The 24514-nt window shown below is 51.6% G+C and carries 21 protein-coding genes; 17 read left to right on the top strand and 4 right to left on the bottom strand.

Annotation, left to right across the window (positions count from 1 at the left end; all coding sequences use genetic code 11):
• Positions 1-109: 109 nt before the first annotated feature.
• From WDY75_RS25200 to htpG, 15 genes are all read left to right on the top strand, one after another.
• Entirely contained in the window at positions 110-1066 is a 957-nt protein-coding gene (locus WDY75_RS25200; RefSeq protein ID WP_036641021.1) for an NAD-dependent epimerase/dehydratase family protein, read from the top strand.
• Between the two features lie 598 nt (positions 1067-1664).
• Positions 1665-2132 (top strand): RNA polymerase sigma factor, encoded by a 468-nt coding sequence (locus WDY75_RS25195; protein ID WP_006208477.1) that lies wholly within the window; start codon positions 1665-1667, stop codon positions 2130-2132.
• Positions 2129-3337 (top strand): hypothetical protein, encoded by a 1209-nt coding sequence (locus tag WDY75_RS25190; RefSeq protein ID WP_006208478.1) that lies wholly within the window; start codon positions 2129-2131, stop codon positions 3335-3337. The genes WDY75_RS25195 and WDY75_RS25190 overlap by 4 nt, the downstream gene beginning before the upstream one ends.
• A gap of 19 nt (positions 3338-3356) precedes the next feature.
• Positions 3357-3554 (top strand): hypothetical protein, encoded by a 198-nt coding sequence (locus WDY75_RS25185; protein WP_006208479.1) that lies wholly within the window; start codon positions 3357-3359, stop codon positions 3552-3554.
• A 248-nt stretch (positions 3555-3802) separates the two neighbouring features.
• Complete coding sequence (locus tag WDY75_RS25180) at positions 3803-4402, top strand: TetR/AcrR family transcriptional regulator (protein WP_063478724.1); 600 nt, start codon at positions 3803-3805, stop codon at positions 4400-4402.
• Positions 4395-5087: a hypothetical protein gene (locus tag WDY75_RS25175; RefSeq protein ID WP_063478725.1), complete on the top strand. Its 693-nt coding sequence runs from the start codon at positions 4395-4397 to the stop codon at positions 5085-5087. The genes WDY75_RS25180 and WDY75_RS25175 overlap by 8 nt, the downstream gene beginning before the upstream one ends.
• 341 nt (positions 5088-5428) lie before the next feature.
• Complete coding sequence (locus tag WDY75_RS25170; protein ID WP_063478726.1) at positions 5429-7135, top strand: amylo-alpha-1,6-glucosidase; 1707 nt, start codon at positions 5429-5431, stop codon at positions 7133-7135.
• 220 nt (positions 7136-7355) lie between these two features.
• Positions 7356-9101, top strand: a complete 1746-nt coding sequence (locus WDY75_RS25165) for a sensor histidine kinase (RefSeq protein ID WP_063478727.1) — start codon at positions 7356-7358, stop codon at positions 9099-9101.
• Complete coding sequence (locus WDY75_RS25160) at positions 9082-10254, top strand: response regulator (protein ID WP_063478728.1); 1173 nt, start codon at positions 9082-9084, stop codon at positions 10252-10254. The genes WDY75_RS25165 and WDY75_RS25160 overlap by 20 nt, the downstream gene beginning before the upstream one ends.
• A 141-nt stretch (positions 10255-10395) precedes the next feature.
• The gene (locus WDY75_RS25155) at positions 10396-11673 is read left to right on the top strand and encodes an ABC transporter substrate-binding protein (protein ID WP_063478729.1); all 1278 of its coding nucleotides are present in this window, start codon (positions 10396-10398) and stop codon (positions 11671-11673) included.
• 23 nt (positions 11674-11696) lie between these two features.
• On the top strand, positions 11697-12698 hold the full coding sequence (locus tag WDY75_RS25150) for a carbohydrate ABC transporter permease (RefSeq protein ID WP_063478730.1): 1002 nt from the start codon (positions 11697-11699) through the stop codon (positions 12696-12698).
• Positions 12695-13507 carry a carbohydrate ABC transporter permease gene (locus WDY75_RS25145; RefSeq protein ID WP_063478731.1) on the top strand — a complete coding sequence of 271 codons (813 nt, stop codon included), beginning with the start codon at positions 12695-12697 and terminating at the stop codon, positions 13505-13507. Before WDY75_RS25150 ends, WDY75_RS25145 begins: the two co-directional genes overlap by 4 nt.
• 147 nt (positions 13508-13654) lie before the next feature.
• Positions 13655-16750, top strand: a complete 3096-nt coding sequence (locus WDY75_RS25140; protein WP_063478732.1) for a glycoside hydrolase family 2 TIM barrel-domain containing protein — start codon at positions 13655-13657, stop codon at positions 16748-16750.
• A gap of 54 nt (positions 16751-16804) precedes the next feature.
• Positions 16805-18046 (top strand): MFS transporter, encoded by a 1242-nt coding sequence (locus WDY75_RS25135; protein WP_063478733.1) that lies wholly within the window; start codon positions 16805-16807, stop codon positions 18044-18046.
• Between the two features lie 254 nt (positions 18047-18300).
• On the top strand, positions 18301-20178 hold the full coding sequence (gene htpG, locus WDY75_RS25130) for a molecular chaperone HtpG (protein ID WP_036641029.1): 1878 nt from the start codon (positions 18301-18303) through the stop codon (positions 20176-20178).
• 121 nt (positions 20179-20299) lie between these two features.
• On the opposite strand, the gene WDY75_RS25125 is transcribed toward htpG, so the two are convergent.
• From WDY75_RS25125 to WDY75_RS25110, 4 genes are all read right to left on the bottom strand, one after another.
• Complete coding sequence (locus WDY75_RS25125) at positions 20300-20926, bottom strand: DUF3298 and DUF4163 domain-containing protein (RefSeq protein WP_063478734.1); 627 nt, start codon at positions 20924-20926, stop codon at positions 20300-20302.
• Between the two features lie 98 nt (positions 20927-21024).
• Positions 21025-22131 carry an MFS transporter gene (locus WDY75_RS25120; protein WP_231888013.1) on the bottom strand — a complete coding sequence of 369 codons (1107 nt, stop codon included), beginning with the start codon at positions 22129-22131 and terminating at the stop codon, positions 21025-21027.
• Positions 22132-22206: 75 nt separating this feature from the next.
• Complete coding sequence (locus WDY75_RS25115) at positions 22207-22752, bottom strand: PadR family transcriptional regulator (protein ID WP_036641037.1); 546 nt, start codon at positions 22750-22752, stop codon at positions 22207-22209.
• Between the two features lie 203 nt (positions 22753-22955).
• Entirely contained in the window at positions 22956-23342 is a 387-nt protein-coding gene (locus tag WDY75_RS25110; RefSeq protein WP_063478736.1) for a winged helix-turn-helix transcriptional regulator, read from the bottom strand.
• A gap of 249 nt (positions 23343-23591) precedes the next feature.
• Here WDY75_RS25110 and WDY75_RS25105 point away from each other — a divergent pair, with 249 nt between their 5' ends.
• Both WDY75_RS25105 and WDY75_RS25100 read left to right on the top strand, forming a co-directional pair.
• Positions 23592-24140 (top strand): NAD(P)H-dependent oxidoreductase, encoded by a 549-nt coding sequence (locus WDY75_RS25105; protein WP_063478737.1) that lies wholly within the window; start codon positions 23592-23594, stop codon positions 24138-24140.
• 176 nt (positions 24141-24316) lie between these two features.
• The gene (locus WDY75_RS25100; RefSeq protein ID WP_063478738.1) at positions 24317-24511 is read left to right on the top strand and encodes a hypothetical protein; all 195 of its coding nucleotides are present in this window, start codon (positions 24317-24319) and stop codon (positions 24509-24511) included.
• Positions 24512-24514 lie beyond the last annotated feature (3 nt).

Below are 24514 nucleotides of genomic sequence, written 5' to 3'. Positions count from 1 at the left end.
CACACCGCGTATAATGGAAGTTGTGTGCGCGGTGCAGGAAGAGCATGATATTTTTCAGTAATTGTAATTGATCAATCAATAATATAACTGAATAAAAGGAGAGATTTATATGCAAAAAGCGATTGTATTGGGTGCAACAGGTGGCGTAGGAGCTCCATTGACAGCAGAGCTGATTGAGCGTGGAATCGAGACGGTAGCCTTCGGACGCTCCATGAAGAAACTGAATGAGCTGGCTGATCAACTGAACCATTCCCCTCTGCTCACATTGGAGACGGGGGATGCATTCAAACCGGAGGATATCATAAGGGCTGCTGGAGAAGCGGACATTATTTTTCACAGTGCCAATATTCCCTATCATGAGATGGAGTCCAGGCTGCTGCCACTAGGCGAGTCGGTGATGAAGGCAGCGGAGGAGACGGGAGCCAAGGTTGTGGTGGTGGATGGTATCTATCCTTACGGTCGCCGCTTAATGGAAAGGGCAACAGAAGAACACCCCAAGAAACCTCATACTCGCAAGGGCAAGGTGAGGCTGGCTTACGAGGAATTGATCTTCTCATCGCGGTGGCATAAGGCACGACCACTGATCGTACGGCTTCCCGACTATTACGGTCCCTCTGCCCAGGCATCCTATCTATCCGTGACCATGGAAGCCATTGCCGCAGGCAAGCCAACTGCGTTCGTAGGCAATATGAGGGTTCCCCGTGAATACGTTTATTTGCCGGATGCCGCACGGATGATCGTCGAGGTGGCGGCGAGGGAAGAATCCTACGGACAGAACTGGCATATTCCCGGACCAGACGTGATCTCGGGACATGAGCTGGTGCGGATTGCGCAGAGGGCTGTCGGGAAGCGGAAGGCGGTTATGCCGCTGGGGCGGATCGGGCTGTCCCTGATCGGGTTGTTCAATCCGGTGATGAAAGAGGTGGTAGAGATGCTGTATCTGACGGAGGAGCCCTTGGTGCTGAGCGGTGATAAATATGAGCGACAGATCGGCCCGATTTCCTGGACACCCCATGAGCTGGCTATCACGGAAACGATGCGTGGTTTAATGGAAAAGCGAGCTTGAGGAATGACAAGTGAGAAGGAAGAAGGAAAATTGCATGAATTTTCAGAGGGGATAGGGGGGGGAGATACGGAGCTGCAGTGTTGCGATAACAGGCGGAGCAGATTTTTTAAAAAGTAATTGGTCAATCAATAAATTTATGTAAAATCATATAATACCTATTTCAGTTTAAGTTCATGTGCCTTTATAAGGAGGTGATTCGGGTGGCCAAACTTCAGCTCAAATTTATGGATGGTTTTTTTGTAGCGGTTATGCTGCTGTGTGCGCTCAGCTGGTGGGGCTAGAGGTAGTCAAGCTGGAAAGTTAGGGTGATCCGTAAACAAGAGGAGGGATACAGGGTGAAGGAAGAGATGAGTTCTATTTGGTTTTCTAAATACTCATTCATGCTGGGTATGGCAACTGTTCTGCTGGTGCTGTTCTCCATGTGGGATTAATTTTGTTGAAAAAGCGCTGACCGTCAACACGGTCAGCGCTTTTTTTATACGAAGACTCACAGCCGGCTCAATGCCGAATTAAATTTTTTTAAAGAAAATCCATCAGTTTCTTTTGCCCAAACGTTATATTAACAAGAAAGACAATTCGAAAAGTGAGAGGTTGGCTAATGGAAGTATGTGATCTCTATGAAAGCCTGAAGGACGACGTAACACGTTATGCCAGATCCATCGCCAAGCACGCTTATGAAGCAGACGATCTGGTTCAGGATGCCTTTATGAAGGCCCTCAAGGAACCAAATCTGGCGGACCTGCCCCTTCATAAGCAAAAGGCCTGGTTCTTCAGAGTCATCAAAAATCGCATGATCGATATTAGCCGACGGGAGAAGCGGCTTGTATCGTGGGAGGATGATCTGGATGCAGCGGTGCTTCCCGTTTCAAGCCGCAATATAGAGACGACCGAGTGGCTTGCCCGCTTGCCGCAATCACAAAGCGACATCGTATTTAAACGTTTTTGGCTCGGAATGTCCAGCCAGGAAATTGGAGAACAACTCGGAATGCCCGCAGCAACGGTTCGTTACAAATTGCAAACCGCCATCAAGAAATTAAGAAAAATATGGGAGGAAGATATGAAATGAGCAAAATGATTGGAAATGTAGGCATGCTGGATTTGACACAGGCAACGGAGGAAAGTGTAAAAAGCATTGAACGGATCGGCAACGTGGGCATCGTCATATACCGGGCAGAAACGGCGCACCTCCTGACGATGCTGAAGAATGCAGGCAATATCGGCAAAACGCTTGAAATACCGGCAGGTCACCGTTATTACAACGGGACGCTGCGACTGAATGAGGAATATTTTAAGCAGCTGGATCACCCGGATCGTGTATTTGTTAATGGCACGGTTATCATCGACAAAGAAGTCTCCTTCGAGGCGTTCCAGAGCGGTAAGCTTCATCTGGTGGTCAACGGCGAGGTGTATACTCCCCAGCATCTGGCGGGTGTCGTTACCTCAGCGCTTCTTAAAGTGGGAGGAGCCAGCGCGGAGATTTACGCCTATCAGTATGAGCCCAGATTCGAGTCGGGAAAACTGAAATTGAACAATGCCTATCTGGCCTCCATCACCGACCCCATCAGTCTGGTAATGAGCGGAGTGCTGGAGCTGGATAAGGACCTGGATATGGAGCGTTTTGCAGCTGGGATTGACAGTCTTCGTATGAACGGCAAAGCTGTTATTCATGAGAGCCAATCCCCATATTTCTATGATAAAGCGAAGGCGATCAATGGTTCCTTGGAGGTTATCCCGACAGGCTTCGAATATGTAACCAAGCCATTGAGACTAAATGCAAGAACCATTCGCCGATTCAACGGCCACAAGTTCTACACCAAACAACCGATCATTATGGAGGCTGATGTGACACGTGATGCCTTCAGCCGTGCTATATCAGAGATACAGTCCACGTCATTCATCATATGCAGCGAGGATATCGAGGATTTGATATGGGAACGCTGCCCGAATCTGAATACCGAAATTTTAAGTTATGAGCAGTCTTTTATTTTCGTTAGCGGTGAGGAGACTTGGTCGAAGGATCAGCTGTTGGCTTTGGAACAACCAGTAACCTTTATTGTAGATGGAACATTCATTCTTGATGACGATGTAACGGAGGACGATATTAAACATTCGATCTCATCGCTGGATCTCTTCGGAGATGTGGTTGTCGGGGAAAAAAGAATTAAAGGCATTTTGTACCCTTACCTTAGAGTGAACAATGGCAGTATTATAGTGAAGGGGACGGAAGAGGAGCTTGCAGGTATTGGTAATGTCGGAATGTTATCGTTATAAAAGAGAAGAGGAATGAACCATGAATATTAATAATGAAGATATTGCCAAGCAGCATATTCTCGACCTCCGTCAGGAAGTGGAACGATGCCAGCTGGCAACAAAATGGAGTCTTACACGGAAGACGACAGACCACGCAACAGTGGCTGCGCGTAAAGCCGATGGAAAATGGAAGTCACTACTGGAAACCATCATCATGATGGGAAGAAGAATGCTCTAATCTGGTGTAACCGGTTGAGCAAGAACCCTATGTATACGGATAATCGTCGATGCGATGCGTGTCGGCGATTTTTGATTGCGAGGCAAACGGATCCTTTTGCAAAAAAAGTGAGTTCGAGCAGCTGTCCAGAGGCAGCTGTTTTTTATTGCTACCTTTTTTACCTATCGATAGTTAAAAATATTGACACTCTACATGATTTCCCTTAAAATTTTACCTACCGATAGTTAAAAAAAGGAGTGAACTGCATCGTGAAAAAGAAGGATCTGACCTCACAGCAGATTGTCGAGGCGGCCATCGGGTTGTTTGCGCTGCATGGCATAGAGAAAACCAGCCTTGCGATGATAGCCAGTGAGGTTGGCATTACGAAACCGTCTATCTACTATCATTTTGTTTCGAAGGATGAGCTGATTGATCGGGTTTTTGACTATATGTTTAGCGACTATCATTTTGAGCATTATTTCACCTTGGCCCATATGAATGAGTTGAACTTCGCAGAGGAACTGTACCAAGGGGGAATGCGCATGTTTCCCGAGGATGAAGAGGAGTTTTCTCCGGTCATGCGCTTGTTGAATGAGTTTATGCTGACCGCCAACCGGAGCGCTAATTACGGAGAACGGGTGGCTGCCATGCAGCAAACGTTCCTGGACGGTTTTCGTGAGCTGATGTTGTTAGGCGCAGAATTTGGGATCGTTGAGCGGCATCATGCAGAGTCCAAGGCATATGTCCTGGCTCTGGTCATCGACAATATTACCAGTTATATGATGATGGACATTCAGTTGGACTATCAAGCGATATGGAAAGAAGCGGTGAACAGTGTGTTTAGGAAAGGAGCAGATACCGTTGCATAATGGAGGGGAATACACAGATCTTGGATTATCCGCGTCAGACCGGATCTTGATATGGACGGCACCCCCGATATTGGGCGCTGTTGTTGGCTGGTTTCTACCTGCAATCGCGGATTGGGCAACAGGATTGGCCTGGGTTCCGTTTCAAGGGCCGCTGGAGTTAATCGCATCCATTCAGGGACCGTGGGTCGTCATCTTAACGGCTAATCTCGGTCTGATTGCGGGAATGCTGCTCTCTCGCATTGCCGTTAAAGAAAGTCTTGCGCTTCAACTGTCGGATCAGGAGATTACGTTTAGCCTTCATGAAGCAAAACAAACGTTTGCGAGAGAGGAAGTTTCGGCAGTATTTCTAGATGGCAAGCAGCTTGTCCTGCTGGGGGCTGAGGGGCAGGAGCTCTATCGAGCGAAGCCTGAGGCCAAACGCGCAGCGGTGGCAGAGGCCTTCCGGTCCCATGGTTATTCCTGGAGGGACAGCGATCCCTTCGCCGATCATTATGTCAGATGGGTTGTCGATTCACCGGGGCTGACGCCCAGTATGAATGCGCTGTTCCTGGCACGCGAGAAGGCTCTTGAGATGGAAGAGAAGGAGGACGCAGCCGATCTGCGCCGTGAGCTTTCGAAGCTTGGGATCACCGTGCGCGATGAAGATAGTAGGCAGTACTGGCGTCCGCACGGCCAGCGGCCATAGCGAGCACGGGGAAATACGGCACTCAGGGCCGTAAAGCTATAGAATCAAGCCGTGATCTTCGCTCGCTCGATTTAGTGCGCAGATGGTGCCGCTCTGAACATCTGTCAGTTAACCGTAACTACCGCTGATGCATGAGCATTGGCGGCTTTTTTGCGATATTGCTCGGCGCCCCATCATGCTGCCTAACATGATCGCCACCTCGAATCGAACAAAATGACACCTCCAAGCGGTAAACAAACCTGCCGCAAACAATATGCCTCCTTCAGTAAGACATCCGGCAGTCCTCTCTTTACAAGAGAAGACTTACAATGGAAGCAAACCTGGAGTAAAGGAGATGTCTTATGAATTTTGATCTGAACCTCGTGCCTTTCAGCCGAAGAGAATCCTTCCTGGCCATTTCACTCCTGCCTGCAGGAAAGGAACGGAGACAAGGGCTTTATCTGCGTACGGTCCGCGGAGGGGACGACAAGTTTGGCGAGGCCTTTTTGATCGAACTGCTGGACCGGCACGGCAAGCCGGTTTTATATACAACTGCGGCATCCCCCGACAAACTTAGGCTAACCTCCCCGGATGAGGATGGCCATGCGGATATTTGTTTATCGGATTCCCGGACTATCAGGTTCCGTACGGAAGGCTGCGGCATCCGGCTTACCTTTTTCCCCGCAGCGTACGACTATGCCTACGAGAGTAATCCGGACAGTTGGGAAGTGAATAGCTTCACGCATGGCTGTCGCTTCATGCTGACACGGCTTGCAGGCCATATGAGCATGGAGGTGGAATGGAACGAGATCAAGAGCTCGCGGGTGACCGCTGACTTCTATCCAGATGCTGCAACCGATACGGCGGAGTTTGCCGTAGAGGAGTTTATTACCGTCTTGAAGCCGCGCGACATATGGGAGTCCTTCGACGAGGCGGTTGAAAGCTTAAGGAAAGATTATGCCGCATGGCTGAACAACACCTTGACCGTTTCTAACCGGTGGCAGGAGGCAAGAGAGCTCGCAGCCTATATCACCTGGTCCTGTCTCGTTCCGGCCGAGGGCTGTTTGACCCGCCCTGCCATGTACATGTCCAAGAACTGGATGACCAACATCTGGAGCTGGGATAACTGCTTTAACGCGATGGCCCTTGTGCGCCACAACCCGAAGCTGGCCTGGGATCAGTTCATGATCTTTTTTGATCGTCAGGATGAGAGCGGACTGATTCCGGACTTCGTGAACGATAAATACGAGCTTTGGAATTGCAACAAACCGCCGATTCACGGCTGGACGCTGGCCTGGATGATGCGGCGTACCGATTTCATTCAGGAGGCTCAGCTGCGCGAGGTTTATGAACCCCTATCCAAATGGACGCAGTGGTGGTTCACGCACCGGGACCATGACGGCGACGGCATTCCCCAGTACAACCACGGCAATGATTCGGGGTGGGACAACAGTACGGCGTTTAATAACGGCATTCCCGTAGAAAGTCCTGACCTTGCCGCATATCTGATCATACAGATGGAAACGCTTGCCGAGGTGGCGGATTTGTTGGGCTTATCGGAAGAGTCGGCGGAATGGAGACGCAGAGCGGACGATACGCTGGAACGCATGGTCCAGCACTTCTGGAAGGGTGGACGATTCACCGCCTGCCGTTCGGGAACGCATGAGGTGTCCGAAGGAGACAGCCTGCTGCTGTTCGTTCCTATCCTGCTGGGAAAACGCCTTCCCGAACATATTCGCACGGCTCTATTAGAAGGGCTGAGGGATGAAGGACGATTCCTGACGAATAACGGCTGGGCTACCGAGAGTGTGAGCAGCCGCTACTATAAGCCGGACGGATACTGGCGCGGACCGATCTGGGCGCCTTCCACGATGCTGCTTGTCGAAGGTGTTGCGGCAGCTGGCGACATGGAGCTGGCGATGGAGATCGCCGAACGCTTCTGCCGCATGGTCAGTGTCAGCGGCATGGCTGAGAACTTCGATGCCCTGACCGGGGCAGGGCTCCGCGATCGGGCGTTCACCTGGACCTCCAGCGTATTTTTGGTTCTTGGACATGAATACACGCTTTAAACATGATGGAATCACACTTCTTCCCAGGCGATTTGCCTTGTGGAAGAGGTGCTTTTTCCGTTTTCTTCCTTATATTTTCCAGTTGGCGCCTAATTACAAGCCCTTTGTTCGGGTTTATAATGAAAGCGGTATCATGAATGGATGTGCATGGTCTAGCATCTGCATGACGAGATGATTATGATGGATCCAACTTAACGATACGACAGCGGGGAGAGTAATCATGAACTTACAGGGGATCAAAGAGCGAGTCAGCCGACTGTTCACTGGAAACTATCACAGCATAAGAACCAAGCTGCTTGCCTGTTTTTTAATCGTAACCCTAATTCCGCTATTCTCGCTGGGCGGTCTGTCTTATTATCAATCGGCGAAGGTGATCAATTCCCAGTTCGGTAAGTACGGCGACAATGCCGTAGCGCAACTGGAGCAGCAGACGAGTTCGACCTTGAGCCGGATGAAGCAGACGGCGGAGACGATCTATTCCTATTTACTGGACCCGAGCCACACGGGGCTTGGAAATCAGACGCCATCCACATATAGCGACATCATGGAGAAGAATGATTTTGAATCGTTATTGAAGTCCCTTCGGACTCAGCTGACTGCCGGAATTTACATTATTACGACCTCTGGATATTACTACGGGGAGCATAATCTGGACGTGGCCAAACTTGGCAATATTCCGACGTGGAATGCCAAACCGAAGGCATATGCGGGCACCTATTGGCTTGGCTTCTATCCACAGAATCATTCCATCAAGAGCAGCGATAGCGACAACCTGCCTGTTATCGGCTTGGCGGTACCGATCCATCACCCGGACAAGGCACAAGACGGCAGCGTGATTCTCATCGAGGAGCAGGCCGAGGATTTGCTTCGCAGCTTCCACAAGTTCGAGACTGACACGCATGCCCATCTGCTTATAAAATCACCGGACGGCACGGTCGTTTATGAGACGGCTGCCGATTATTCGCCCAAACCGAGCGATATGACCTGGTCCCGAACCCTGGCTGTCAATCAATGGACAATGGAGGCCAGAATTTCTGCAAAAGCCTTCTATCAATCGTCCGGCATCATTCGGGCGAACACGATGGTGGTTGCTATCGTCTCCTGCCTGCTTGCCTTCGGCATCGCCTACATGTTCTCTTCCCGGTTTACCTCACGGATCAGAACTTTGAAGGATTCGATGCAGAAGGTGAGTTTTGGCAATCTGGATACCCGTACCCCGATTGAGGGCAAGGATGAGCTGGGCAGTCTGGATATGAGCTTTAATCGGATGGTGACGGGTGTGAAGTCGCTGATCGGTGAGGTGGAGCAAAGCGAGCGTCTGAAAAAGGAGGCTGAGCTGCGTGCATTCCATTACCAGATCAATCCCCATCTGCTGTTTAATACACTTAACTCCATCCAGTGGAAAGCCAGGCTGGAAGGCGCAGAAGACATCCGTCAGATGCTGTACCATCTGACGATGGTGCTGGAGGGGAATTTGGATATTTCCCAGGAACTCGTCACACTGAACAGGGAACTGACCATGATCGGACATTTTTTGAACATTCAGGAGATCCGGTATGGCAAGGTGTTCCGTTATCGGCTGGATTGCGATGAGGCGTTGTTGCCTTATTTGATTCCGCGGATGACCCTCCAGCCGCTGTTCGAGAACATTTTTTTTCATGCTTTTACCGATGGTCAGGGAGAAATCCATGTCAAGGTCGAGGAGGATCGCGACGAGCTTGTGCTTACGCTCTTTGATAACGGGGCCGGCATGAAGGAGGAGAAACTGGCCTTGTTATTCTCGCCGGAGATAAAGCGTAAGGGCCGCGGAGGGCTTGGCGTGCGGAACGCCGACCAGAAGTTCAAGCTGCACTTTGGCCCGCTCTACGGACTGACCGTGCATTCGGTTAAGGGAGAGGGAACGACCATCACGATACGCTGGCCAAAAAGGGAGGAGTCTTACGACGATGGAAACCGAGAAAATTAAAGTGATGATTGCCGATGATGAGAGCATTGTGCGCAAGGGGCTCCGATCCACGGTGCCATGGGGCCAATACGGGATGGAGGTTGTGGCCGATAGTCCCAACGGTCAGGCCGCTTGGGAAGCTTTTCTGGAGTTTCGTCCGCAGGTGGTCATTACGGATATCGTCATGCCGGAGATGGATGGCATCGAGCTGTGCCGTAAAGTGAAGGAGGCTGCGCCGGAAACTCGAATTATTCTGCTCAGCTGCCACCGGGATTTCGAATATGCCCAGGAGGGGATGCGTCTCGGCGCTTCGGGGTACCTGCTGAAAACCGCATTCGAGGATGAAGAGCTCGAAGCCATGCTGGGCAAATTCCAGCGCGAGCTGAACGATACGCAGACTTACGGTCACCAGCGGGAAGAACAGTTATCCACGCAATTGTTTGCGTGGCTTAACGGTCATAACGATAGATTTCCCGGAGAATTCGGAAAGCTTTGCACCCGCGGCTGGCAAGAGGAAGGAAAGCCCTTCTCACTTTATCTGGTGAAGACGGCAGGCTGCAGCGGCCAATGGGAGAGCCTGATTCAGGATCAGGGTTCCCATGAGCCAGGCCTCCTGTGCTGCAGGCTGATTCCATATGGCGCGGACAACTGTTATTGGGCTGTACCGGATGAGGGTAAGGGAGCCGCGGACAGCCTGCTGGTGGAGATGAAGAGCCGCTGCGGACAGCTGGTATGGAATTCGCGGGGAAACCTTCACGATCTGGAAGAGCTCCAGGAGGCCTTTCGATCCCTGCACAAGGAAGCTGAGCTGGAGCGGGCCTACGGTCTTAGAGGGGAGCATTGGCCTGAGCCCATACTGCATGCGGTTCATCTGCTGCACGAGCACCCCGCAGACGAATGGTCGGCGGCGGAACTCGCTCAGAAGGTGGGATTGAGCCGAAGTCATTTTTCGATCCTGTTTAAGAAAACGGTAGGGGACAGCTTTATTGCTTTCCAATATAAACGCAAGCTTCGCCTCGCCTATGGCCTGCTGCGTGAAACCTCCTTAACGATGCAGGAAATCGCCGAGAAGACCGGGCTTGGAGATAGCAAATATTTCAGCAAATGGTTCAAGCGCTGCACTGGCCAGACACCAAGCCAATACCGTGCCGAACAAAAAGGGGAGTCACGGTAAACAAATGAACACCTGCTGCAACAGGTTCGAACAAAAACACGATATTATGCGAATCAGCGCACGTTTTGAACCGCTTTCAATCGAGTTATGATGAAAGCGGTTCAATTAATATTACCTCAATACTTAGGGGGAGCTGACAATATGAAAAAAAGAATGTCATGGATTGCAGTGGTGTCCGTTATGACGTTAATGGCCTCGCTGCTCGCCGCATGCGGCGGCAGCGGCGGGACCGGGAGCGCGAAGGAGCCGGACGGCCATTCGGCGGGTGTTGCAAAGACACTTCGTTTCGCTACCTGGGATACAGGAGACGCACTGAAGATTGAGCAGGAAATCGCCAAGAAGTTCGAGGAGTCGCATCCCGGCACGAAGGTGCAGGTGGAGGCCTATGCCGACGGGTTCGATCAGAAGCTGGCCGCCGGTTTTGGCGCAGCCAATCCGCCGGACGTAATGTATATGTGGGATTTTCCGACGTATCACCAGTCCCTGGAGCCGCTGGATTCCTACGCGTCCAAGGACGAGGACTTGAATATCGATGATTTTTACCAAGGATTGTTTAACTACGGCAAGATCGATAATCAGCTGTACGGAATCCCGGCGGGCTTTACGACCCGGGTGGTGTACTACAACAAGAAGATGTTCGACGATGCGGGCATTGCCTACCCGAGCGATGGATGGACATGGACGGAATTCCAGGAGAACGCCCAGAAGCTTACGGATAAATCCAAGAAGCAGTATGGCTTCGGCGTACGAGCCGAGAACGATACGTATGACCTGCAAGGGTTCGTATGGAGCAACGGAGGCTCCTTCATTTCCGAGGATGGGACAACGATTGAAGGCTACATGAACAGCAAGGAAACGGCGGAAGCCATTCAGATGCTGGGCGATATGCTCAAGAACGGCTCAGCCGTCCTGACCGGAGGCAAAGGGCAGCAGAGCGGGGAGGATATTTTCAAAGCCGGTAAAATCGCGATGTGGGAAAGTGGCATCTGGCCGCTGGAATCCTTCCGGGATGCAGGAATTGACGTAGGAACGGTGGAGATGCCGGCTTTCCCGGGTAAGCCTGTAAAAGGCGTGTTGGCTGAATCGGCTCTGTCCATTGCAAAGGACTCGAAGAATAAGGACCTGGCGTGGGAGTTCATCAAATTCTACGTGTCGGATGAAGCGATCAAAATGCGGGTAGCCGACCTTCCGGTCCGGGTCAGCGTGGTGAATGAGCTGAAGAAGGATCAGGACCCTCTCTACAAGCCGTATTACACGATGCTGGAGCGTTCGGACAATACGCCGGCTTTCCTGCTGAATCCGAAATGGAATGAAGTGAACCGCCAGCTGTCGGCAGCCGTGGAATCTGTCATGTTTGGCAGCGATGCCCAGGAGGTTCTGAACCAGGCAGTGAAGGATAGCGAACGCTATTTGAAATAATTGAAGAAAGAAGGATCGCGATAATGGCCCACACGCATGCGTCTTACTCACAACAGCAGACAACGGCCCCGAAGCGACTTGGACCCAAAAGATGGGGTGGGGCTGTGCCCTACCTCTTCATTTTTCCATGGATATTCGGATTCCTGGTCTTCACGCTGGGCCCGCTGCTGTTTTCCCTTGTCATTTCGTTTTTTGATTGGCCGATTGTAGGTCAAGTGACCTTTGTTGGCATCGACAACTACGTGGAGATGTTCTCGAATGATCCGTTATTCTGGAAATCGCTGCTGGTTACCTTGAAGTTTGCGGCTTTGTTCGTGCCGCTGAATATCGTTGTGGCCCTAGGGCTCGCCATGCTGCTGAATCAGAAGGTAAGGGGAAGCGCCTTCTTCCGCACCGCCTTCTACCTGCCGTCGGTCATCTCTGGTGTAGCCCTTGCTATGATCTGGTCCTGGGTATACAGCGGCGATTACGGCATATTGAATTATTTCTTATCGATTGTTGGTATTGAAGGCCCGGACTGGCTGAATGATACGAAGTGGTCTTTGGTCGCCATGGTGATTGCAAGCCTGTGGGGCCAGGGGGCGATGATGCTTATTTTTCTGGCAGGCCTCAAAGGAATTCCCAAGGATCTCTATGAGTCGGCTTCGATAGACGGTGCGGGCAAGATCAGGCAATTCTTCAATGTGACGATCCCGATGATTACGCCCACCCTGTTGTTTAACCTGATCACATCCATCATTGCGGCTTTCCAGCAGCTGACGCTCGCGCTTCTGCTTACGGGGGGGGGGCCGCTGAAGTCCACGTTCTTCTATGCCATGTACATGTATGAGAATGCGTTCAAATACTTCAAGATGGGTTACTCTGCAGCCAATGCGTGGTTCATGTTCCTGATCGTGCTGACGCTGACGTTCCTGGTGTTCAAGTCTTCGGAGGCCTGGGTGTTCTATGAGGGCGAGATGAAGAAGGAGAAGCCGAAGCGTGCCAAACGAGGGATTCATGTCGATGGAGAGGGGCGTTCCGCATGAAAAAAGTGATAACGTACACCCTGCTGATCTTATGCTCCCTGCTGTTCATGGCCCCGCTCTTCTGGGCCATCACAACAGCTCTGAAATCCCAGCAGGAGCTGTATCTGTTTCCTCCAAAATGGTTTCCGTCCGTGTGGCGCTTCAGTAACTTCGCGGAGGCCTGGAGCATTCAGCCGTTTAATATGTTTTTGAAAAATACGCTGATCGTGACGCTGCTGTCAACGCTTGGGCAGCTCATATCGTGTACGCTCGTGGCTTACGGGTTTGCCCGGTTTCAGTTCAAGGGGCGGGATGCATTGTTTCTGATCGTGCTCGCCACGATGATGATTCCGTGGGAAGTGACCATGATTCCGCAGTATATGGAGTTTAATTATCTGGGCTGGATCAACACGCTGAAACCGCTTATCGTACCGTCCTGGTTCGGTTCCGCTTATTTCATCTTCCTGCTGCGCCAATTCATCATGACCCTGCCGAAGGAGCTGGATGAAGCGGCAACGATTGACGGTGCAGGGAAAATGACGGTTCTATTGCGGATCATCGTGCCGCTGATGGGACCCTCGCTTATTCTGGTTGCCGTGTTCCATATGATGAGCTGCTGGAACGATTATCTGGGTCCGCTCATCTTCCTGAACGACCAGACGAAATACACGCTGACGCTGGGGTTGTCCCAATTCAAGGGCATGCACGGCGTCGACATGCAGTCCATTATGGCGATTACATGCCTGATCTCCATTCCGCCGCTGGCCGTATTTTTCTTTGCGCAGCGTTATATCGTCGGCGGTATTGCCACGACGGGGATCAAGGGATAACCGTGCCGGTGATAAGAGGCATCCACGATTGATATGCAGCATATGCAGCATCAGAACATAGAAGTGCGTGTTCAAAAACCCATGGAAAGATGACTTTTTGAACGACCACTAGAAGCTTAGACCGCTGGAGAAAGGATGGAGAGACCTATGAGAGACAATCGTATCGACCGTGACTGGGATAATCTGACCGTGCTGGAGAGAAACCGGGCGAAGAGCCGGGCCTATTTTATTCCGTTCGAGGATACGGACGGAGCATTAAGTTATGACAGAGGCAGCTCGCCCTGGTACCAATCACTGAACGGGGTATGGAAATTCCATTATGCCGAAGAGCCGGAGGCTGCCCCTGAAGCTTTTTATCTGGAGGGATTCAATATATCGGACTGGGATGACATTAAGGTTCCGGGACATTGGCAGCTGCAGGGCTACGGTCATCCGCATTACACGGACTTGTATTATCCGTTTCCGGTCGATCCGCCGCATGTGCCGAATGCGAATCCGACGGGCAGCTACGTGCGCGAGTTCGACCTTCCGAAACCATGGGATGGCCGGAAGATTCGCGTGAAATTCGACGGGGTGGACAGCGCATTTCACGTGTGGCTGAACGGAGCGTTCATCGGCTACAGCCAGGGGAGCCGGCTGACCTCCGAGTTTGATCTGACCCCCTACCTGAAGACCGGGGTGAACCGGATGGCTGTCAGAGTATATCAGTGGTCGGACGGTAGCTATCTGGAAGATCAGGATATGTGGTGGATGAGCGGCATTTTCAGGGATGTTTATCTGATTGCCGAGCCATCGAGCCTTCGCATTGAGGATTTTCGTGTCTTGACCGAGCTGGACGAGGAGTATCGGAGCGCCAAGCTGAACGTGCGTTTGGAGCTGGAAGGGACGGAGCCCGGATCGGTGCAGCTTCACCTGTTGAATGGAGACGGAGCTGAAGTGGGGTCAGCCCAAAGAGAAGTGACGCACTCGGTAACGGAGGAGCTGGATATTGAAATCACAGGTCCGGCCTTATGGAGCGCGGAGTCTCCGGCATTATATCACCTGGTGATCAAGCTGCGGGATACCCAGGGTCAAACGCTGGAGACTGTGGCGCAGCGTGTCGGGTTCCGCTCGGTTGAAGTGAAGGACGGGCAGCTGCTGGTGAATGGCAGGGCCATCCTGCTCAAGGGAGTGAACCGCCATGACCATCACCCGGATACGGGCCGGACGGTCACGCTGTCCACGATGCTGGATGATATCCGTTTAATGAAGCAGCACAACATCAATGCCGTGCGGACGGCTCATTATCCGAATGATCCCCGGTTCTACGAGCTGTGCGACGTGTATGGGCTGTATGTGATGGAAGAGACGGATCTGGAGACCCACGGCTTCGAGCTGCTTGGCAACATTTCCTTCCTGAGCGACGATCCGCAATGGAAGGAAGCCTATGTGGATCGTGTAAGGCGGATGGTGGAGCGGGATAAGAACCATCCGTCCGTGCTGTTCTGGTCCCTCGGCAACGAATCCGGCTTCGGCTGCAATTTCCGCGCGATGGCGGAGTGGTGCCGGGAGCATGATCCAACAAGGCTGATCCATTACGAGGAGGACCGGGAGGCCGAGGTGTGCGATGTGGTGAGCACCATGTATTCCTCCGTCGAGAAGATGGAGGGCTTCGGCAGCATGACTGATCATCCCAAGCCACATATTCTGTGCGAGTATGCACATGCGATGGGCAACGGGCCTGGCGGCCTGCGTCCTTACTTCAATGCCTTTGAGGTCCACAGCCGCCTTGCGGGCGGTTTCGTCTGGGAGTGGATTGATCATGGGCTGAGCCGAACGACGGCGGACGGCAAGAAGGATTACGCCTACGGCGGCGATTACGGCGATGTGCCAAACAACAGCAATTTTGTTATCGACGGCTTGGTGCGGCCGGACCGGACGCCTTCTCCCGGACTACTGGAATACAAGAAGGTTATTGAGCCTATTCGTTTGTCGATGCCGAATCAGGGGCGCCTGCTCATCATGAACCGCTATGATTTCATTTCACTGGATCATTTGCTGGCCCATTACCGGGTATTGGCCGATGGACAGCTGGTCCACAGCGGACTGCTGGCGCTTCCACGAATCGAAGCAGGAACAAGCGCGGAGCTTAGCCTCCTCGAGGTCATGGAGCAAGCGGCATTAGGCGTCAGTCCCTTCGCCGAACTGTGGCTCGAGGTATCCTTCTCGCTGGCTGCTGACTGCACTTGGGCGGAACGCGGGCATGAGGTGGCATGGTCCCAGTTTCTGCTGCGCGCTGCATCCGCACCCGAATTTCAGCCGGCCGCTGCAACGGGTTACGGAGAACTGCGCGTAACCGAGGAGAAGCATAGGCTTATGCTGAATAACGGGAGGTTTCAGCTCTCGTTCAATGCCCTTCGTTCCGGCTTTGAAAGCTTGTCGCTGCATGGCAAAAGGCTCTCGTTTGGCGGACCGGCGCTGAATTTCTGGCGTCCGCCGATTGATAACGACATGTACGTGCTGCCGGAATGGCGCAAAGCCCATCTGGACCGGCTCACTGAGCGGATCGATCATTTCGAATGGAAGCGATTGGACCAGGAATGCGTTGAGGTACGGCGGATTTCCCGCATTGCCCCACCGGTTTATGACTGGGGCTTCCGCTGTGAAACGACCTATACGATTACCGCCAGCGGCTTGATCATCATGGATGTGAAGGGTGAGCCGATCGGCAGCCCGCCCGCCATGCTGCCGAAGATCGGACTTCAAATGCAAGTTGCGGGAGATATGGAGTTTGTTCGGTGGTACGGCAGAGGACCTGAAGAGAGCTACCCGGACAGCCTGGAAGCGGGACGGTTCGGAGCATACTGCAGCACCGTGGACGGATTGTTCACGCCATATATTTATCCGCAGGAGAACGGAAACCGATCGGATGTCCGCTGGATGTCCATCACGGATGGCGGTGGCTTGGGTCTGCTTGCCGTAGGCGAGCCCGTTCTGAATTTCAGCGCGAGCCGATATACCGATTCCGATGTGGAGTCCGCAGGACATGCCAGCGATCTTGTACCACGCAGCTTTGTTACGCTGAATCTGGACTATCGGCAGAACGGACTAGGCAGCAACAGCTGTGGTCCGGCACAATCTCCGGAGCATTCGATCAAGCCGGAGCCGTTTCGCTTCCGTATTCTTCTGAAGGCTTATACAGCCGAGGACGATCCGGTATGCTTAAGCCGGAGGATGCGGTCGGAAGCGAAATTTTATAAGTGACCATGAGCGGTTCGATTCATAACGTTTTTGGATTTTCTGGAGAAGGGGAATAACATGTCCTTTTACATCAAAGACCTGCTGCAGCTGTCTACGGGGGTGCGACGATTCTTAATAAGCGAGGCCTTCTACGGTGTCGGGATTGGTCTGTATACACTTGTTCTGAATTTGCATCTGCTCTTCCGGGGGCTGAGGGAAGACGAGATCGGCGCGTTGGTATCAATGGGCATTCTGATTATGGGCGTGCTCGCCATTCCGGTTTCCCTGCTCGCGAACCGGATAGGAAGGAAAAAACTGCTGGTTACCGGTGTTTTCTTTATTGCCGGAGGGAATGTCCTGTTTGCCGTCAGCGATGAATTACTCTGGTTTTACGCCGCGCAGATTCTGGTATCCACGGGTTTGACGCTTGTCGAGACAACGGAGATCCAGCTTCTCTTCCATTATTGCCGCTCGCGCAAGGAAGAAGCCCGCGCGTTCTCCCTCATGTTTGCCGTCTTTACGGCTTTTACGGGACTCGGGACGCTGGCTGCCGGGTATATCTCCAAGGGATTTGAAGGAAGCAGGGGTTATGAAGTGTCTCTGCTTCTGACGGGGCTGGTGCTTGTTCTTCATGGCGTTATCAGAGCGTTCTGGCTGCCTGCCGAGCGGAGGCATTTGGACGAGGAAGCAGCATACCATTCACCTTCCAAGGGATTATCCAGGTTAACAGCGCCGATATCGTCCGGGACCTTGTGGCTGTTCGCTGTGTTTATGGCCCTGCTGGGAGGCTGTATTGCGATGACCGGTTCATTCCTGAATGTGATCGTGAAGTTCCGGCTGGATTGGATGGATGATCAGGTATCCCTGATTCTGGCCGTCGGCGCGAATCTACTGTTTATTTGCTCGTTGATGACGCCGTACGTCATGGAACGGTTTGGTTATAATACGGCCATTCTTTCGGTATTCATCGTCAATATTTTGCTGTTTGCCGCTTTATCCATGATCCTGCCCGTGTGGCTGTTTGTAGCACTGTTCCTGCTTCGGGGCGGAGGTGTGACCATGCTGTCCAATCTGCTGGACAGTCTGCTGATGTCTGCGTTTCATGAACAGGAGCGGAATCTGTATGCCGGCATGAGATCGGTATTCCGGAGTTTAGGATCGTCCGGGGCAACGCTGGTTTCCGGCCTGATCCTGGCCCGGCAGGATTACCGGCTCCCCTTCCTGGTCACAGCCGGGGTGCTGCTGCTCTGCGGTCTGTATTACGTGTGGTGGATTCGTCCGGTCCTATCCAAGAGATTAAGCAGCAGTATGGAGCCGTGAATAAGAAGAGGCTGTCTAAAGGGTCGAATTGACCTTTTCAGGCGGCCTTTTTACAGTTACAGGATTATTCCCGATATTCACATAGAAGTCCGGTGTTATGCTGATCGGCTGCCGTGTTCCTATTTTGTTCCGCAGAAAGTCTCCAAATATATTGACATCAAAAATTGGTACATGTTTAAATAGAAGAAGTGTTAGCACTCTTCTGACTAGAGTGCTAAATGAAACCTCGTTCAGATTGGAAGGGAGATTTTTTCATGGCGAAAAAACAGTTTAAAGCTGAGTCCAAACGGCTGCTCGAGATGATGATCAATTCCATCTATACGCAGCGTGAAATTTTTCTGCGTGAGCTGATTTCAAATGCCAGCGACGCGATTGACAAGATTTATTATAAAGCTCTGACCGACGACAACTTGACCTTTAACAAAGAAGATTACTACGTTAAGATTACCGCAGATAAAGCAAGCCGCACACTGACCATTACCGATACAGGGATCGGAATGACGAAGGAAGACCTGGAGAACAACCTCGGCGTCATCGCGAAGAGCGGATCCCTTGCGTTCAAGAGCGAGAATGAAGCGAAGGACGGCCACAACATTATTGGCCAATTCGGTGTCGGCTTCTATTCCGCGTTCATGGTTGCTGATGTGGTTACCGTGACAAGCCGAGCCCTCGGCAGCGACGAAGCGTTCAAGTGGGAATCCGAAGGTGCGGAAGGGTATACCCTAACACCGGCTGAGAAGGAATCCATCGGAACCGAGATCGTGCTGAAGATCAAAGAGAATACGGAAGACGATCAGTATGATGAATATTTGGAAGAATACCGCCTGAGAGCCATCGTTAAGAAGTACTCCGACTTCATCCGCTATCCGATCAAGATGGACGTGAAAACGCAGCGTCCGAAGGAGGATGCCGAGAACGAGTTCGAGGAAGTTCAGGAAGAGCAGACCATCAACAGCATGGTGCCGATCTGGCGCAAGAACAAGGGCGAGCTGACGGACGCCGATTACGAGAATTTCTACAACGAGAAGCGTTACGGCTTCGATAAGCCGCTGAAGCACATCCATGTCAAAGCGGACGGTGCCGTTGTATACAATGCGATTTTGTTTATTCCCGAGAATACGCCTTTCGATTATTACACCAAGGAATACGAGAAGGGGCTTGAGCTCTATTCCAATGGCGTCCTGATCATGGACAAATGCGGCGACCTGCTGCCGGATTATTTCAGCTTCGTGAAGGGGATGGTCGATTCGGAGGATCTATCTCTGAACATCTCCCGCGAGATGCTCCAGCATGATCGTCAGCTGACGCTGATTGCGAAGAACATCAAGAATAAGGTGAAGGGCGCGCTGCAAAGCATGCTGAAAGACGAGAGAGAGAATTATGAGAAATTCTTTGAATCTTTTGGCAGAGGCTTGAAATTCGGCGTCTACAATGACTACGGCATGAACAAGGAAGATCTTCAGGATCTGCTGCTGTTCACGTCTTCCCAAGAGAAGAAGCTGGTCTCGCTGGATGAGTATGTATCGAGAATGCCGGAGGATCAAAAATATATCTATTATGCGTCCGGCGATTCCATTGACCGGATCGAGAAGCTTCCGCAGACGGAAATGGTGCTGGATAAAGGCTATGAAATTCTGTACTTCACCGACGATGTGGATGAGTTTGCCATCAAGATGCTTATGAAATACAAGGAGAAGGAATTCAAATCGGTATCGAGCGGGGATCTTGGCATTGATTCAGAGGCCGACAAGCAAGAGAACGAAGCTGAAGAAAGCGACAACAAGGAGCTCTTTGAAGCCATGGGCGGCCTCTTGGCTGGCAAGGTGAAATCCGTTAAAGCCTCCAAACGCCTGAAATCCCATCCGGTATGCCTGTCCACAGAGGGCGATGTATCCATTGAGATGGAGAAAATATTGAAGGCAATGCCGAACGGACAGGATATCCAGGCAGACAAGGTGCTGGAGATCAACACAAACCACGAGGTGTTTACATCCCTGAAAGCACTGCAGGGGGATCAGGACAAGCTGAAGCTGTACACGAATCTGCTCTATAATCAGGCGCTGCTGATCGAAGGCTTGCCGATTGCCGATCCGGTGGAATTCACGAATGATATTTGCAAAATCATGGTGTAAGCAGCGAAAGCTAACGACCATGAGATGATAACAGACAAACCCGAGACTCTGGTGTAAGGTGCCAGGGATTCGGGTTTGTTTTTTTGACTTGCTACCGATTGTGCTGTGCAGATCGCTATTGTTACACCACATCCGCCGCAAGATCCGATAACAATCCGTTCTCAGGTGCCATGCCCAACAGGTCGTAGACCGAGAATGGGAACATCGGAAAACCGACGTAGTAAGGCGTGATGGCATAAAGCGGATAGAAGAGGACCAGTGATTTATCGGCCAGATAGAAGTCCTGATTCGGGGACACGGTAATCGGGGTGCCCTCCAGTACAGGAAGGCTGCGTGCCTTGATCTGACGGTTCACCTCGGCCGCCAATACGGCTTGATAATTGGAGTCCGGACGGAACAGGTCGGATAAGGCATAGGATTTTCCCGTGAATGTGGAGAAGGTAAGTGCTCTTGTCACCGTATAACCGTGGGCCATAGGCTCGGAGTAGGTATAGTTGGTCAGAACAAGGCTAAGAATGCCGCGCTCATTCGTTTTAATCTCAAAAGTTCCGGTAGTCTGCGGATGGGTTCCCGTCTGGACCTGCTGCTGGGCATGCTGCATATCCTGGATTTGCTGCAGTATAGTCCGGTTGATAACGTCCTCCACCTGCCGATTCGCGAGGCCGTATACTTGCGGATAATGAATAACAAGGCCGGGCGCCGTATGCGTGAGGGTATGGATATTCACCGGTGGTACATATTGAGCCATGCGTACAATCGCTCCAATCTAACATGAGTTATGTTAGCCTATTCGGGAGCGGGTGCGGAGGTTACGGGTACGAGAGAGAATGAACGGGCGCGGCACCCTTAGGTTTTTTCCACGTCTGTAGGCTTGAGCAGTCGTCTCACAAAGATTGTGAAAATCGCCAAGGAAACGACGACCGAGGCTGCGGTTACGGAGAACAGATACGTATAGCCTATATGCTCGGATACCAGGCCCAGGAGGATTGCGCCAAGTCCGATACCAAGATCGAAAGCCGTCATGAAAGAGGCGTTGGCTGCACCTCTTCGATGCTCTGGAGCAATGCGGAGCGTGGCTGCTTGAAGTGCAGGCTGGGCCGAGCCGAAGCCGATACCGTACAGGATTGCGGCTGTAACCAGTCCAGGTAATCCGCTTGACAAACTTAAGACAACCAGGGCTGCCGCCGTGACAATAAGGGAGGGAATGATGATGAATGCTTCTCCGAAACGGTCTGACAGCTTCCCGGCAAAGGGCCGAATCAGGGTAAGTGCGATTGCATATACGAGGAAAAAAGTTCCCGGATTGACCCGGATGGAATCTGCAAACAGCGGGAGAAAGGTTGTGATTCCGCCATATGCGACAGCCAGGAAAAAGATTGCAGCCGTGACAGGAAGAACGGATTTCTCGACCAGTTGAATCCGCCCAGCACTGGGTTTAGCTTCATAAGGAACCCTGGTCATATAGGCCAATATGAGCGCGATGAGGGATAGCCCGGCCGCAATCAGGAACAAGGTCCGAAAGGAATATCCACCCACGATATACGTGCCCAGCAAGGGGCCGATCGCCATCGCAACCGTCATTGCCATTCCATACCACCCCATGCCTTCCCCGCGTCGGGAGGCCGGGATTAAATCCGTAATGACCGTTCCGATGGCGGTTGTCGAGAAAGCCCAACTCGCACCGTGCAGGATTCGCAGCGCAAGCAGCAGCAGGATGCTGCCAACCCAATCGTAGAGATACATCGAGAGGACAAACAATAGAAGGCCCCAAATATAAAATATCCTTCTGCCGTACCGGTCCACTAGTCCCCCGACAATCGGGCGAAAGACAACCGCCGTCAGCGTGAACGCACCGGCCGCCAATCCAACCTGGGATTCCGAGCCGCCCAAGTGCTTGATATAGAGGGGGAGCGTGGGCAGCAGCAGATAGAAGCCCGTAAACAGAAATAACATCCCGATTGTCATCTGAATGAACGACTTCGTCCATCCTTATTCCTCCTTATATTGAATCTCTGCTAAGGCTGACCCCTATTCTTCGGTGGATTTAACAGCCTCGATTTCTTGTCTGATCCACTCGATATTCGTTAGCCCCATCTGCCTCCGATGATCCAGTACTCTCATCAATTGAAGCCGCTGCTTCTCAGGCTCAGGCTTGTAAAACGTGATCTCGGCTTCAAATTCCGTCACATGTTTCAGATTGGTTTCGAGATAAGTCAAATACTGCTCCAGACAGGCCAATCGGATTTCCTTCGGAACATACCGGAAATACACCATTTTGAAATGGAAATGGTGCTCCGTATCCATGTTGAATTCCAGCGGCTTCTCCATGAGCTCCAGGAATTTTTGCTGCCCGGCATCGGTGATCTGATAGATTTTTCGGGGGCGCTTCCCTCCGCCAGTTTCGTCGAGCTTAAGATGGATCCATCCGTTATCCACCATGCGGGAGAGCAGAGGGTACAGCGTGCCGGAACTGATCTGGCGGTAGGGTCCGCCCGCATTTTTAAGAATTTCCTGAAGCATGTATCCGTGCTTATCACCTGTCACCAATTCACCTAATACAAAAAGCTCATACATCTGAGTTCCTCCAATTATATATCGTTACGACACAAATATATATCGTGACGATATATAAAGCAATACTTGGAAGAAAAAAATTTTTTTGAATATCTGCTCTTGAAACAGCAGATAAAGCCGCTCCCCTCGGGACCGGCTTTATCCATTCTCCATTCCCTCCCTATGCCAGAATGGAGTCCATCTCGCATGTAAGGGGGCTGCGTTTACAGTCCGCCCGCATTTTTCTCATGGCTGTCATCCCTTTGCCGGTTTACATGGTCGATATAATCCAAATGCTGAAATCCCCAGGTGCACATGTCTGCCAGAACGCTGTCCAAGGTTTTCCCATGGTCGGAGATGGAGTACTCCACCTTGGGCGGAATCTCCTGATATACCTTGCGTACAATGAGCCCATCCTGTTCCAGTTCACGAAGCTGATTCGTAAGCATGCCTTGGGTAACGCCTGGAAGCATACGTCTGAGCTCTCCGAACCGCTTGGTTCCGTCCTGCAGCAGTATAAACAGAATCAGCGGCTTCCACTTGCCGCCTATTAATTGCAGCGTGGTCAGTATGCCTTTGGTTTTAAACTCCTCATGACTCGTTGTTCTCATATTCTCATCTCCCAGCGGAAGTCCGTATTTGATCATTGGATAGGCTTGATGGTTGATACTTTAGCATAGTATCCGGTTTAAACCCAGTACTATTCTTTATCATACTTAGTACGTTTTTTCGTACTATGCATGGCATGAATATGTACGATGAACCGGACTAAGTACATAAAAAGAGCGTACTTTTCAAAGCTGCCAATCCGAAACATAATGGGGGTGTCAAACAAACCAAACCGGACAGGAGAACTGATTATGAAAATTATGGTGATTGTGGCTCATCCGAATCTAGAGAACTCGCGTGCCAATCGCGCCTTGATGCAGCAAGCCAAGCAGAATACAAATGGAAATGTAGATATTCGGGATCTTTATAAGGAGTATCCGGACTGGAATATTGATATCGAGCGGGAGCAGCAGCTTATTCTCCAGTATGATCGGGTGGTGTTCCAATTTCCGTTTTACTGGTACAGCTGCCCGCCCCTGCTGAAGAAATGGTTCGATGACGTGCTCACCTTCGGGTGGGCGTTCGGACCGGAAGGCAACAGTCTGAGGGGGAAGGAATTTATGCTGGCGACCACGGCGGCAGGCTTGGAACAAGGGTATCGTGCAGGTGGCGACAATTGGTATACCGCCAGTGAACTGCTGCGTCCGATTCAAGCCACGTTGAACCGGTGCAAAGTGAATTATCTGCCTGCATTCGTGGCGTATAACGTCGATCGGATAAGTGACGAAGTACTTCAGGCAGAGGCTCACAGGTATGCGGACCAGGTACTTGCACCGGCCATTGTGGAGAGTCGATATTAAGACACGCGTGAACAATAACGGATAGAACATGGGCTCTTGCCAACTCAAACGATGAAGGGCATGATAGAGTCACAGGATATGATCTGAAGCAATGCCTATGCGTTTTTGGAGCAGTCCATACGGTTTGGGATCGAAATTCCTGGCACACACTTACAGCGCTTTCAGGAGGGTCCACAATGACGATTGATGAAGCCATTCATTTGGAGTCCTATGATGAGCAGTGGGCGGATTGGTTTATCGATGAACAGCAGGCGTTAGTCAGGGGATCAAACGAAGGATCGTTTCACAAGGGGCCCGGAGCCTGCTCCAATATTCCGACGAGAAGAATGCGTTTGTTGAGCAGCTTCTTGTCAGGGCTGAAAGATGGATGAACG

The sequence above is a fragment of the Paenibacillus glucanolyticus genome (genome assembly GCF_037333485.1).
In the GTDB taxonomy this organism is placed as follows: Bacteria; Bacillota; Bacilli; order Paenibacillales; family Paenibacillaceae; genus Paenibacillus_AQ; species Paenibacillus_AQ glucanolyticus.
This window is presented reverse-complemented; position numbering and strand designations above follow the sequence as displayed.